The sequence below is a fragment of the Hominimerdicola intestinalis genome, from assembly GCF_054655215.1.
The window spans coordinates 101,572-113,850 of sequence record NZ_BAAHNZ010000004.1 but is presented as its reverse complement, the minus strand read 5'-3'; the positions used below and the strand labels follow the sequence as shown (position 1 = coordinate 113,850).

The following is a 12,279-nucleotide window of genomic DNA, read 5'->3' as shown; positions in this document are numbered from 1 at the left end:
TATATCACAGTGACAATATAGGAAATTCTCCAATATATTATGCAATCAAGCTTTGTATATTGTGAAAATTTCTGATTGCAATTTGTCGTTTGGTGGTGTATAATAAAAAGTAAAAGCAGCGGAACTTGATTAAGGAAAGGTATGTGCTTCTATGGAAAAAGACTTTAATAAGCCGTCCAAGGAAGAGCTTGCAAGGCAGATAGCAAGAAATATGGCAATTAAAAACGGAGAAGAGATTTTTTCTGACGATACGGACTTGTTTTCCGTAAGCGGCGATGATAACGGTAATTCACAAGCAGAGCAGGCGGATAGAAACGTAGGAAGCGCCGACTTAACTTCTGAGGGTACTTCCGCAGCCGTTAAAACTGCGGTAAGAACCGAAAAAAAAGCTTCAGAAGGCGTACATAAAAAAAACAGCGCCGCTTCCACCACTAAGTCAAAGGGCCGAAAGAAGAAAAAGAGATCAAGAGCAAAAGTTATAGGTATTTTATCAGCTTGTATCGTAATTGCGGCAGCGGCTGCGGTTACGGGAGTTTATTTTTATGGAATGAACAAGGCTGACGGAAAGTTTCTTGCGAATACTACGATAAACGGTATCGACGTTAGCGGAAAGACCGAGAAAGAAGCCTACGAACTTGTACTTCAGAATTCGGTAATTCCTGAAAATATAACCCTTACTAAGCTTGACGGTACTGATCTTACGATCTCACTTGATAAAATAGGCTATAAGGATAATATAAAGGTAACGGTTTCACAGTATTTTACACAGCAGAATCATTATACATGGTTCAGGAATCTATGGAATAAGACTGAGTATAATTTCCATTCTACATTTACCTATGATAAGGATAAGCTATACAGTGAGGTGAAGCGGAAGATCGTTGATTCTCCGGGAACTGCCGAGCCGCAGGACGCTTATATTGAGAAAACAGACGACGGCTTTGCGATCGTTAAGGAGGTAAGGGGAGATAAGGTCGACGAGGATAAGCTTGACGATTTATTTGATTATATAATCGGCTATGTTGATTCGGGCGAATATCTGATAGATCTTAGCGCTGTTGACTGCTACGAGGATCCTGAGGTAACGGAAGAAGATCTCACCGATCAGCTGGATCAGCTTAATTCTCTTTACGATATTGAGATAAATTATGATTTTACCTATACTACTGAAACTCTGCACGGAAGCGAGATACTTGACTGGATAACCTTTGAGAACGCTGATCCGACCGACGGCTATACCGTTGATGAGGATAAAGCTATGGAATATGTGGAAAAGCTTGCTGATAAGTATGATACATACGGCAAGGACAGGAAGTTTAAATCCACCAGCAGAGGTGAGATCACAGTTGAAAAGGGCGAGGGCTGCTACGGCTGGTGGATAGACCAGCAGCAAACCTGCGATCAGCTTGTTGAAATAATTGAAGAGGGAAAGTCCGCAAATATCGAGCCTATTTATTATAAGAATCCATATTCCGCTTATGAATATGTGTGCAATCCGGAATGGAGAACCGCCGAATCCGATATAGGAGATACTTACTGCGAGGTCGATCTGGCAAAGCAGCATTTCTGGTATTACAAAAACGGAAAGCTCAAATATGAATGCGATATTGTTTCAGGCTTGCCGACAGAGGAGAGAAATACTCCTGGAGGAGTTTATAAGCTTTGGATCAAGGAAAAGGACAAGGTGCTGAAGGGAAGTCTGTCAACCGGAGAAAAATGGGAGACCCCGGTAACCTTCTGGAATAACATCAGCACTTTCGGAGTTGGTCTTCACGACGCGACCTGGCATCCGTATTTCGGCGGAAACAGGTATAAAACAAACGGTTCTCACGGTTGTATAAATATGCCTTACGACGCAGCAAAGTATGTTTATGAGAATATTGATCTGGGAACTCCTGTAGTAATGTACTGGTAGAAGTTCTGCCGTTTCAATTTAAAAACGAATTATAATAAAAACAGCCTGATCTTTCAGGCTGTTTCATTTTGTCGGGAAAGTCAGCAGAAAGGCTGAAGAACGAGGGCAGAATAAGAGATCTGCGGGATTCAGGCATAACCGTTTTATTTGTAAGTCATTCCATGGCAAGCATGAGCGACACATGCAGCAGGGCAATATATTTAAATGGCGGAAAGATAGTTTTTGACGGCGATGTAGGCGAAGCTTTTGAAAAATATAACGGAAAGAAAAAGTAAATGCTTAATTTTTATATTTATGTTCAGTCAAAAGCTGCTTTATAAAATTATTAAGTATATATAATACCCGCGCAGGTAAAATTTTCCTGTGCGGGTATTTTTCTATATTTTATCAGAAATAAATTCTTTTATGTTTTCGAAAGTTTTCGAACCGGTCTGATATACTTCCAAAATCGTTTGCAATCATGATAGAAATAGAATACTCTGCCGGGTGTGGTATCAAGACAGTATCCGGCTGCTTCATAATCGAAGCTTTTCATCGACTCCTCTATTTTCTGCTCAACGCTTTGATTCTGGGTTTTATAATCAAACGGTCCGTGTTCGAATACAATATAAGTTCCTTCCGGAACATCCATGATAAGCATTTGTTTAGGGATCTCGCCGTTATAATCCAAAGGAAGTCTTACGCCGTAGCTTTCTGCAAGCGGAATACCCCAGCTGCATATTCTGCCGGTTGGTTCATTTATAAACGCCATAATCTGACCGCTTCCGCTGTTATTGTCTGATCCGCCGATGTCATCCAGCTTTCCTTTTATACTGTCAAGCAGTCCGCAGATTGTTTCGCAGTCCTGTCCCGGTATCTGGCTTTGCTTTTGCCAGAAATCCCAATATCCGATGCTTTCATAATTTCTTATGTGCAGATATTTATGCGCTGGTATTGTCACAAAATACACCTTTACATCATTTGCTGAATTTGTCATATTTATTCCTCCGATGCTAATTAAGTAGCAGTCAAACGGCTTAATGACGGTACGTAGGATAACAGGTATAGGATTACGGCGGTATTCACTGGGCGTTATGCCGTATGTTCTTTTAAATGCACGGGAAAATGCTTCATGAGTGGAAAAGCCATAATCCAGCGCAATGTCTAAAAGACCTTTTGACGTATCACGAACTTCTTTCAGTGCAAAAGCAAGCGTCCGATGACGTAAGTAATCACGAAAATGCATTCCGGAAATTTCCCTGAACTTTCTTGAAATATAAAATTCTGAGTACCCAAGCTTGCGAGCAAGATAAGATAGTGCCATCGTTTCATCATTATGGTTTTTTATACACTTATCTATTTCGTCTACAATTATTTGCACCTGCCTATGCCATTCATACATTCCATACATTCCGTACATTCCTCTTTTCAACTGCTCTGCAATAATTATATAATAGCTTGAAGAAATTTTCTTGATTTCACTTGCACAAAATTATATTTACCACATTAATTTTATCATCGACTTATAGTTTCAGTATAACATACCTATTCTTTATAATCAATAAAAGCTGAAGGAATTTTTAAATGAGCAGACTTTTGCCGGAAGAGAATGCTATACGGAAAAATTTAGAGTCTGCCCTTCTAAAAGAAAAAATATCTGCAGTTTGCAAAGTTTATAGCTTCTGCATAAACAGACTTATAACAAAAACCGGATAACATGATAAATGCTACCCGGTTTTACTCTGTTATTCAGTTTTGTCCACATTTGCGTGTGAAAAATTTGTCCACCACTCAGTGTTTTGGTGGACAAATGGAGGACAAACAGCAATTTCCTCCTATTTCGTGCCAATAATTCAAATTTTTTCTAAATTCCTGAATCTCCGCAAACAGCGTATTTTCAGGCTTTAAGGGCTTCCTCAACGGCAACTGCGCAGGCTACTGTAGCTCCAACCATAGGGTTGTTACCCATGCCGATAAGTCCCATCATTTCAACGTGAGCCGGAACAGATGATGATCCGGCAAACTGTGCGTCACTGTGCATTCTTCCCATTGTATCAGTCATACCGTAGGAAGCAGGGCCGGCAGCCATGTTGTCAGGATGAAGAGTTCTTCCTGTACCGCCGCCTGAAGCTACTGAGAAGTATTTCTTGCCTGCCTCAAGACGTTCTTTCTTATATGTTCCTGCAACAGGGTGCTGGAATCTTGTAGGATTGGTTGAGTTACCTGTAATAGATACGTCAACATTTTCCTTCCACATTATAGCAACGCCTTCAGTAACGTCGTTAGCTCCGTAGCAGTTTACTTTTGAACGAAGACCCTCCGAATAAGCCTTGCGGAATACTTCCTTGACTTCGCCTGTATGATAATCCATTTCAGTTTCAACATATGTAAAGCCGTTGATTCTGGCAATTATCTGAGCGGCGTCTTTTCCAAGACCGTTAAGAATTACTCTAAGCGGATTCTTACGAACCTTGTTAGCCTTTTCGGCAATTCCTATAGCGCCCTCGGCTGCAGCGAATGACTCATGACCTGCAAGAAATGCGAAGCACTCGGTATCCTCTTCGAGAAGCATTTTTCCGAGATTACCGTGTCCAAGACCAACTTTTCTCTGATCGGCAACAGAACCGGGAATACAGAAAGCCTGAAGACCTTCTCCGATAGCAGCAGCAGCGTCCGCAGCTCTTGTGCAGTTCTTTTTGATGGCGATAGCGCAGCCTACTGTATATGCCCACTTTGCATTTTCAAAGCAAATAGGCTGGATTCCCTCAACGAGCTTGTAGATGTCAAGTCCCTTATCCTTGCAGATCTCAGCGCATTCTTCGATAGAATTGATTCCATATTCCTTGATTACAGCAAGGATCTGCTTTTCTCTTCTCTCATATGATTCAAATAAAGCCATTATCGTTATCCTCCTTATTCTTTTCTCGGGTCAACAATTTTAACGGCGTCGGAAACTCTTCCGTACTGACCCTTAGCCTTTTCAAAAGCGGTGTTAGCGTCGTCGCCCGCCTTGATAAAGTCCATCATCTTGCCGAAGTTAACGAACTGATAGCCGATGATCTCGTCCTCCTCGTTAAGAGCAAGACCCGTTACATAGCCGTCTGTCATTTCAAGGTAACGTGGGCCTTTTGCAAGTGTACCGTACATTGTTCCTACCTGTGAACGAAGACCCTTTCCGAGGTCCTCAAGTCCGGCTCCTATAACAAGACCGTCCTCGGAGAATGCGCTCTGTGAACGTCCGTAAACGATCTGAAGAAACAGCTCTCTCATAGCTGTATTGATTGCATCGCATACCAAATCTGTATTTAGCGCTTCAAGAATAGTTCTTCCGGGAAGGATCTCACTTGCCATAGCGGCGGAATGAGTCATACCCGAGCAGCCGATAGTTTCAACCAGACATTCCTGAATAACGCCCTCTTTAACGTTAAGAGTAAGCTTACAAGTACCCTGCTGAGGCGCACACCAGCCCACACCGTGAGTAAAGCCCGAAATATCCTTTATCTCCTTAGCCTTTACCCATTTTGCTTCCTCCGGAATCGGAGCAGCGCCGTGAGCAGCGCCCTGAGCAATAGGGCACATTGTTTCAACTTCATGTGAATAGATCATTCAAAATACTCCTCTCAATAATATGATGTATTTTTACATACGAATATATTATATAACATTTCCCCGTTCATTTCAAGCGGTTTATACAAAAATATATTCTTTTTTTACATTTTTGAACACACAGCTTTAAGAAGGATAAAAAACGTTATATTTCGTTATTATTTTCGTCAATTCACACAAACCGCAGAATAAAGATTCTGTAATGTTAATGTAGATTAAACGTACAGAAGTATATGCTCTTATTTGCTTGTAGGTCAAACGGTAATTATGAATTAGACTTTATTTTCAGTATCAAAATGAAGAGGCTGTAATAAATAAACAGCTTAAATAGGATGTATGATCTGTATGCTAAACTGAGATCCGTGAGTTTTTTTGCCAAAGCTCTTGAAAAAAGCCAAAGCTTGCTGTATAATAAATATATATGTTTTTAACGGAGGCAGGTATTTATGAAATTTAATTATAAATTCAGCTCTAAGCCTGAAAAAACAATTGCGGCGCTTACCGCTTCCGTAGTTCTGGCAATATTATTTGACGGAAGTAAAAAAAAGAAGAAACATCCTGAAAAGTATAAAAGCTTTCCTAAGAGAACCGCCGCTAACTATCGGAAGATAGACGATCTGCTGAAACGCACTGCAGCTAAGGAGCTTTACAATAAACAGGAGCATTATGAAAGTCCTGTTCTTGAAAATATCATAATAGAAAAGGGCGAATTTATTGATCTGTAATGATAAGTGTCGTCTGATCAGTTGTTCGGCAGAGGTAATTTTATTGGATACGGAGCGGGGAATATGAAAAAATATCTCAGGGAATACAGAGCCTGTATAAGAAAATGCCTTGAAAACGGCAATATTGATTTTTCACAGCTGCTTGAATATCATATGAAGCATATTGAGTTTTTTATGCATGAAAGGCTTATACATCTTATAGTTACAGTTTTGTTTGCGTTGCTGACGGTAGCCTGCTTTATTGTTATTGTCTGTACTGAAAAAGTAATTCTTGTTCCGCTGGCTATTCTTTTTCTTGTACTGCTCATTCCATACATAAAGCACTATTACTTTCTTGAAAATCAGACTCAGGAGCTGTATAAGGACTATGACGAGATAGCCGATAAGGCTTCGGATAAAAATACGGAGAATAAATAACCTATGAGTTATACAGATTATACTAAGGAAAGCTGGAAGGGAAGCGTAATAACCGCACCTTTACCGCCTACTCTGGTTACCTGCGGAACTATGGAAAAGCCTAATGTTTTTACTGTAGCCTGGACCGGTATTTTAAATACTCAGCCGCCGGTTACATATATTTCTGTCAGGCCTGAGAGATATTCCTACGGATTGATAAAGGAGAGCGGAGAGTTTGCGGTAAATCTTGCTACGGAGCAGCTGGTAAGAGCAGTGGATTACTGCGGTGTAAAATCCGGAAGAAATACGGATAAATTCAAAGATACCGGACTTTCGGTTCAGGAGGCGTGCGAGCTTCGGTGTCCGATACTGGTACAGTCGCCGGTCAATATCGAATGCAGGGTAAGGGAAATTGTTTCTCTCGGAACGCATGATATGTTTATTGCAGATATTGTCCGTCTTGACGCAGCAAAGGAGCTTATTGACGAAAACGGCAGGTTGGCGCTGGACAAAGCAGGACTGCTGGCTTATGCTCATGGAGAGTATTTTGCTCTCGGCAGAAAGCTCGGAAGTTTCGGGTATTCTGTAAAAAAGAAAAAGGGAAGACCAAATAAACAAGGAAAAGGAAAAAGAAGGACATGAAAAAAATTATAGCTGTTCTGGCTGCCGCAGGATCGTACTGCGTTTTTGGAGGAAAAAAAGCAGAAGCGTGGTTTTCGGAAACTCATTCGGATATAACCGAAAAAGCCGTTGCTCTTATTGAAAGGGACAATAAGCTGAAGCAGCACGGTTTCTATAAGGGATATATCAATGAACTTATCTCAGGAAGCAAAGAGCCTGATAACGACGGTGATATAGACAAGGGTCTGGGAACTCACTATTACTCCTGCTCAAACAGTAAGGGCAGGGAATTAAGCGATACTAACGGTTATTATAAAAACCGTCTTGGTAAATTCTCCAAAAGTGCAAGGACTATGCTTGAAGAAAATTATACCTGCGCACTTTCATTATATAAAAGCGGAAAAACTGCTGAAGCCATGCATACTCTTGGACGTGCTTTGCATTTTATGGAGGATATGGGCTGTACCGTTCATACGGCAAATATGAAGTATCAGGACAAGCCGGCGAATGCTCATTACGCCTATGAAAAGCACATAAATACGTTATGCAAGCAGTACGGTGCAGATAAATGCGATAAAAGGCTACAGAAAGCATACAGCGGAAGCTTTACTCAGGGTCTGAATAAGCTTGTAAAACTTTCTTCAAGGTTCTGCGAGCCTATCTCTCATCTTGATCCTAAAGCGTTTGATGACGCGGCAAAGGCAACAATTCCCGTTGTTCAGCAAAATGCTGCGGCGCTGCTCCTGAAATTTTATGATGACTGTATCGGCGACAACGGAAATTTTCTCTGCGATCAGAAGTCATATACGCTGAGAAACGAAGCGTCTGGATTAGTTATAACCGTTTCGCCTAAGGGTCTGACTTTAGAAGATCCGAATAAAGAACTTGAACAGAAGCTGCAGTTTTGCATATACGAAAACGGGACGTTCGGTCTGAAGATAGGTGACGGCGGGTTTGTTAGCGGAAATTGCAGAAGCTACGACTATCTGAAGCTTGGCTCTGTGCCTGCTCTGTTCAGATTTGCCGGTTACGGTAAAAAGCGCTTCAGAATAACAGCAGGAGGAACAGGCTTTGAAAAGGTGCTGTCCTGTACAAAATCCGGAGGACTTGCGGTTTCGGAATTTGAACCTGAAAACCCGGCGCAGATCTGGATAATCAACTGAGAAATTTAAGACGTCGGATCTATATCAGGAGTGAAAAGGTCTGATCTGACTGCTGTAAAACGAGAAAATACAGAAATGTTCCACGTGGAACATATTTACAAAGTAAAAACGGCAGATCTCTTTTTTGCACAAAAGGGAAAAGCAATGAATAAATTATTTCTACATAGTTGCATTCATATTAATATGGCGATTTGAAATATTTACAACATAAATCATTATGGCTGTTTTGGCTGATGAATAACGGTTCATTATAAGATCGGAGCAAATCTAAAAATTATAAAACCTTACAAGTAGGGCGGCGATAAAGAAGTATTACAAGGACACTTTTAACGTATACATTAAAAGTGTCCTTGAGTTACTTTTGTCATTGATTTTGTAGGTTATTTATTATAAGAACTTTGAAAAAACGTAATTTGCATGGGGTGTGAAATTGAAGTGTGCATGGAATGCTATGTTGACGAAAACAGAAAAACGCCGCTATTAAATACATTGGATTGTTTGGAAAACCACACACAATATATTTGCGGGACTTGTGGTCGGTGCATTTGCATTGAACATGAACCCCATCGTGGATCGCAGCGGTGGAATTTCCCTTTTAAGTCGTTAGAAACTGCAAAGTTGTATTTGCGTACTGCAGATCATAGTATGAAAAAGCCATGTGGTATTTATAAGATGAAAGGTGAAAACGGCAGAGTTTCATACAAGATCTTTGCGGACAGCAAGGATTTGCAGTTATATCTAAAAAGGAACAAAGGAAAAACCTGTGAAGATACGAAGCCTGTTTTTATTGTTGAAGAATACAGAGAATATGCAAATACACAGATACGAAGATTGACTTCTGACGAAATACAGAAATATATGTCAGAGCGATAACTTCCGATTTATAGGGTAGTTTAATATGAAAAAGTCCGCAGAGATTTTTATTTCTCTGCGGACTTTATTGCTTTAGAATTAAGATAGATCCTTATTTGTGCAGCGTAAATCTCAGGTCGATTTGAAGCTATAGCTTTGACGTCAAACCGAGAAAACTTATGCTGTAAAAATTCACAGGTCTTATGCTTTTGAGATCATTCGATCTCTCCTTTTTTATCAATAAGTAAGCAGGTAAAGAAGAACAGCGGCACTGACAGTATAAGTTGTACTACTATCTGAACGGTATTGTAAGCGGAGCTGTATCTTGTAATATCGGAAAACGATCCGACTATATCAATAGATAATCCCAGAATTATTGAAAATATGGTCTGTTCGCCTATCAGGAACATAATGATTCCGATCACCCTCAACTTACGAAAATATATATTAGCTAAGGTAATAGCTAAAAATAGAGCAAGCTGGGAGAAAACATAGGTGATAATCATACTCGCAAAAGAAAGTGCAATATCAGATACCGACTGATTATTATAATAATACGTTAATATTGTCGGCAAATCCTTATCATCAAAAAAGGGCATTGAGAACAAAACGAAAAAACAGATCATTGATATAATGAACCAGATAAAACCCGCCATAAGCTTTGAAAGGATATGATACGACGTTTTAACGGGTATCATTCTCAGAAGGTAGCCTTCATTGGTGAACATTGACTTGCTGAATCTTACCGGCCCGTACAGAAAGGATACCGTTATACTTACAAAGCAGCTGATAACATAAATCGGCATAAGGATCGTTACGAATAGCAAATATATGATACCGGTCCGGTCTATTGAATTATAGTAATAGTCGAAACCGTTTCTGAAAGCGAAAAATCCAATCACGGAAAAGGCTGCAAAAAATATAGTTATAGGCAGCAGAGCCTTTGAAAAGCATCGGAATTCATATCTAAATATTTTTCCTAACATCTGTACACCTCCCTGAAAAGCTGATCGACAGTCATATTTGTTTCCGCCTTTATCTGTTCGACGGATTTAAAAAGCCTTAAAGTACCGTTCTGTATCATAATAGCGTCGTCCAGCACCGGCTCGATATCAGCGATAAGGTGAGTTGATATTATTACTGCGGCATTTTCATTGTAGTTTGAAATTATTGTGTTAAGTATATACTCTCTTGCGGCAGGGTCTACCGCAGCGATAGGCTCGTCAAGCAGATATACCTCTGCTTCTCTGCTCATTACCAGAGCAAGCTGAACTTTTTCTCTGGTTCCCTTTGACATATGCTTGAATTTCTGATTCATATCTACATTCAGCCGCATAAACATATCGACTGATTTGCTGTAATTAAAATCACTGTAAAAGGTTCTGTAAAAATCAAGCAGCTCTTTTACTTTCATTCCATTTGGAAGAAAATCTCTGTCAGGCAGATACGAAACGATCTTTTTTGTTTCGGTACCAACAGGATATCCATTGATAAGTATCTGTCCGTAGGTCGGCTTCAAAAGACTGCAGGCAAGCTTTATAAAAGTCGTTTTTCCGCTTCCGTTAGGTCCTAGCAGGCCTACGATCCTGCCTTTTTTAATTTCAAGATTGATATTGCCCAGAGCCTGAAATCTTCCGTAGCATTTTGTTAGACCTGTGCAGCTTATGATCGTATCGTTCAATTTTATACCCCCTATTAAAAAAACAGCAAAAAGAGATTTCTTTCTGCTGTATATTTTAACTATCTTTCTTCGCAGATAAGCTTTATAGCGGTTCTTTCCTCATTATCGATAAGTACGTTTGCAAAAGCAGGTATGCAGATCATATCAATCCCGAGGGGAGCAAGGTAACCTCTTGCAATGGCTACAGCCTTAATTGCCTGATTTGCCGCTCCGGCGCCTACAGCCTGAACCTCAACCGCTCCGTTTTCCCTGATAACTCCGGAAATAGCTCCGGCTACTGAATTTGGTACGGATTTTGATGAAACCTTTAGAATTTCCACACTATAACCTCCATTATTAGATTTATTATAAATTATCAGCAAGAATCTGAGCTGACCGTAATATTACTGACGGCTCACCCATTTATAAACATATTACATTATACACTATTGTTTTGTATATTGCAAGCCAATTTAAATTTTTTGTGTATTATCGCTTAATAATTCTCTCAATTTTAGTTGCTTTGCCCAATTTTTCATCAAAGCTTACTGCTACGGCATTTATAAAGCAGGGACTGGAGCTTTCCTTGAACATAACAGGAAAATGGTATTTCATTTTATCGACCGCTATTTGAGTATCGACTCCCAGTACGGACATTTCCGGACCGGTCATTCCTACATCGGTTATATATGCTGTATGATCTTTCAGAATAGTCTCGTCCGCAGTCTGGACATGAGTATGAGTACCGAGTACGGCAGTGCACTTTCCTGCAAGGTAATGGCCCATAGCTTTCTTTTCGGATGTTGCTTCCGCATGGAAATCAACGATGATATTAGGAGTATCTATGCTTTCCAGCACTTTATCCATATAAAAAAAGGGATTTTCAAGAGAATCAAGATATATAGTTCCCATAAGGTTTACGACGGCTATTTTAACAAAGCATAGATCTATGACGGCAACTCCGTGTCCTGCGACGCCCTTCGGATAATTTACCGGACGGAGAAGAATTTCCTGCTCGTCGTAAAGACTTGTGCTTTCCCGTCTTTTAAAGGAATGGTTTCCCGTTGTAACAACGTCGGCGCCTATACGGATCAGTTCTTCAAATGACTTAGGGGTAATTCCGTTGCCCTGAGCCGAGTTTTCTCCGTTGATAACCGTAAAGTCAATATCGTATTCTTTTTTTATGCTGTAAATATTGTCGCTTAAAAAATCGCAGCCTGCTTTTCCTACAACGTCGCCTACAAATAATAAATTCATTGCCGATTCTCTTTTCTGTATAAATTATATTTTATATTATATACTTAATTCCTTTTTTAGTCAAGGAAAAAAACGCATTAACAAATAGAACTTCATCTGATATTT

General features: G+C 40.0%; 14 protein-coding genes. 7 read left to right on the top strand and 7 right to left on the bottom strand.

Annotated elements, in window-relative coordinates:
* The first annotated feature begins 151 nt into the window (after window positions 1-151).
* Both ACYQ0H_RS05990 and ACYQ0H_RS05985 read left to right on the top strand, forming a co-directional pair.
* A complete protein-coding gene (locus ACYQ0H_RS05990) occupies window positions 152-1,915 on the top strand; it encodes a L,D-transpeptidase family protein (RefSeq protein WP_459811930.1) in 1,764 nt (587 codons plus the stop codon).
* A gap of 68 nt (window positions 1,916-1,983) precedes the next feature.
* Window positions 1,984-2,190: a hypothetical protein gene (locus tag ACYQ0H_RS05985; RefSeq protein WP_459811929.1), complete on the top strand. Its 207-nt coding sequence runs from the start codon at window positions 1,984-1,986 to the stop codon at window positions 2,188-2,190.
* A gap of 128 nt (window positions 2,191-2,318) precedes the next feature.
* Here the strand turns inward: ACYQ0H_RS05985 and ACYQ0H_RS05980 are convergent, their stop codons facing one another.
* The 3 genes from ACYQ0H_RS05980 to ACYQ0H_RS05970 all read right to left on the bottom strand — a co-directional run bounded on the left by ACYQ0H_RS05980 (window position 2,319) and on the right by ACYQ0H_RS05970 (window position 5,500).
* Entirely contained in the window at window positions 2,319-3,296 is a 978-nt protein-coding gene (locus ACYQ0H_RS05980) for a helix-turn-helix domain-containing protein (RefSeq protein WP_459811964.1), read from the bottom strand.
* A gap of 495 nt (window positions 3,297-3,791) precedes the next feature.
* Entirely contained in the window at window positions 3,792-4,793 is a 1,002-nt protein-coding gene (locus tag ACYQ0H_RS05975) for a GGGtGRT protein (RefSeq protein ID WP_459811928.1), read from the bottom strand.
* Window positions 4,794-4,807: 14 nt separating this feature from the next.
* Entirely contained in the window at window positions 4,808-5,500 is a 693-nt protein-coding gene (locus ACYQ0H_RS05970; RefSeq protein WP_459811927.1) for an iron-sulfur cluster assembly scaffold protein, read from the bottom strand.
* A 446-nt stretch (window positions 5,501-5,946) separates the two neighbouring features.
* Between ACYQ0H_RS05970 and ACYQ0H_RS05965 the strand changes: the two genes are divergently transcribed.
* The 5 genes from ACYQ0H_RS05965 (at window position 5,947) to ACYQ0H_RS05945 (ending at window position 9,278) form a co-directional block, all read left to right on the top strand.
* A complete protein-coding gene (locus ACYQ0H_RS05965) occupies window positions 5,947-6,225 on the top strand; it encodes a hypothetical protein (RefSeq protein ID WP_459811926.1) in 279 nt (92 codons plus the stop codon).
* 63 nt (window positions 6,226-6,288) lie between these two features.
* On the top strand, window positions 6,289-6,642 hold the full coding sequence (locus ACYQ0H_RS05960) for a hypothetical protein (protein ID WP_459811925.1): 354 nt from the start codon (window positions 6,289-6,291) through the stop codon (window positions 6,640-6,642).
* A gap of 3 nt (window positions 6,643-6,645) precedes the next feature.
* Entirely contained in the window at window positions 6,646-7,263 is a 618-nt protein-coding gene (locus ACYQ0H_RS05955; RefSeq protein WP_459811924.1) for a flavin reductase family protein, read from the top strand.
* A complete protein-coding gene (locus ACYQ0H_RS05950) occupies window positions 7,260-8,405 on the top strand; it encodes a zinc dependent phospholipase C family protein (protein WP_459811923.1) in 1,146 nt (381 codons plus the stop codon). The genes ACYQ0H_RS05955 and ACYQ0H_RS05950 overlap by 4 nt, the downstream gene beginning before the upstream one ends.
* 645 nt (window positions 8,406-9,050) lie before the next feature.
* Entirely contained in the window at window positions 9,051-9,278 is a 228-nt protein-coding gene (locus ACYQ0H_RS05945; RefSeq protein ID WP_459811922.1) for a hypothetical protein, read from the top strand.
* Window positions 9,279-9,472: 194 nt separating this feature from the next.
* Here ACYQ0H_RS05945 and ACYQ0H_RS05940 read toward each other — a convergent pair whose 3' ends face one another.
* The 4 genes from ACYQ0H_RS05940 to ACYQ0H_RS05925 form a co-directional block, all read right to left on the bottom strand.
* Window positions 9,473-10,243, bottom strand: coding sequence for a hypothetical protein (locus ACYQ0H_RS05940; protein ID WP_459811921.1), 771 nt, complete (start codon window positions 10,241-10,243; stop codon window positions 9,473-9,475).
* Window positions 10,237-10,938 (bottom strand): ABC transporter ATP-binding protein, encoded by a 702-nt coding sequence (locus ACYQ0H_RS05935; RefSeq protein WP_459811920.1) that lies wholly within the window; start codon window positions 10,936-10,938, stop codon window positions 10,237-10,239. Before ACYQ0H_RS05935 ends, ACYQ0H_RS05940 begins: the two co-directional genes overlap by 7 nt.
* Before the next feature lie 59 nt (window positions 10,939-10,997).
* Window positions 10,998-11,258: a stage V sporulation protein S gene (locus ACYQ0H_RS05930; RefSeq protein WP_459811919.1), complete on the bottom strand. Its 261-nt coding sequence runs from the start codon at window positions 11,256-11,258 to the stop codon at window positions 10,998-11,000.
* A 148-nt stretch (window positions 11,259-11,406) separates the two neighbouring features.
* A complete protein-coding gene (locus ACYQ0H_RS05925; RefSeq protein WP_459811918.1) occupies window positions 11,407-12,174 on the bottom strand; it encodes a TIGR00282 family metallophosphoesterase in 768 nt (255 codons plus the stop codon).
* Between the last annotated feature and the right edge of the window lie 105 nt (window positions 12,175-12,279).

Bases quoted from the DNA above. Each gene is read 5' to 3' on its own strand.
- ACYQ0H_RS05945 (WP_459811922.1), top strand. From the start codon at position 9,051: ATGAAAAAGCCATGTGGTATTTATAAGATGAAAGGTGAAAACGGCAGA.
- ACYQ0H_RS05990 (WP_459811930.1), top strand. From the start codon at position 152: ATGGAAAAAGACTTTAATAAGCCGTCCAAGGAAGAGCTTGCAAGGCAG.
- ACYQ0H_RS05965 (WP_459811926.1), top strand. From the start codon at position 5,947: ATGAAATTTAATTATAAATTCAGCTCTAAGCCTGAAAAAACAATTGCG.
- ACYQ0H_RS05970 (WP_459811927.1), bottom strand. From the start codon at position 5,500: ATGATCTATTCACATGAAGTTGAAACAATGTGCCCTATTGCTCAGGGC.
- ACYQ0H_RS05925 (WP_459811918.1), bottom strand. From the start codon at position 12,174: ATGAATTTATTATTTGTAGGCGACGTTGTAGGAAAAGCAGGCTGCGAT.
- ACYQ0H_RS05960 (WP_459811925.1), top strand. From the start codon at position 6,289: ATGAAAAAATATCTCAGGGAATACAGAGCCTGTATAAGAAAATGCCTT.
- ACYQ0H_RS05940 (WP_459811921.1), bottom strand. From the start codon at position 10,243: ATGTTAGGAAAAATATTTAGATATGAATTCCGATGCTTTTCAAAGGCT.
- ACYQ0H_RS05975 (WP_459811928.1), bottom strand. From the start codon at position 4,793: ATGGCTTTATTTGAATCATATGAGAGAAGAGAAAAGCAGATCCTTGCT.
- ACYQ0H_RS05980 (WP_459811964.1), bottom strand. From the start codon at position 3,296: ATGTATGAATGGCATAGGCAGGTGCAAATAATTGTAGACGAAATAGAT.
- ACYQ0H_RS05955 (WP_459811924.1), top strand. From the start codon at position 6,646: ATGAGTTATACAGATTATACTAAGGAAAGCTGGAAGGGAAGCGTAATA.
- ACYQ0H_RS05950 (WP_459811923.1), top strand. From the start codon at position 7,260: ATGAAAAAAATTATAGCTGTTCTGGCTGCCGCAGGATCGTACTGCGTT.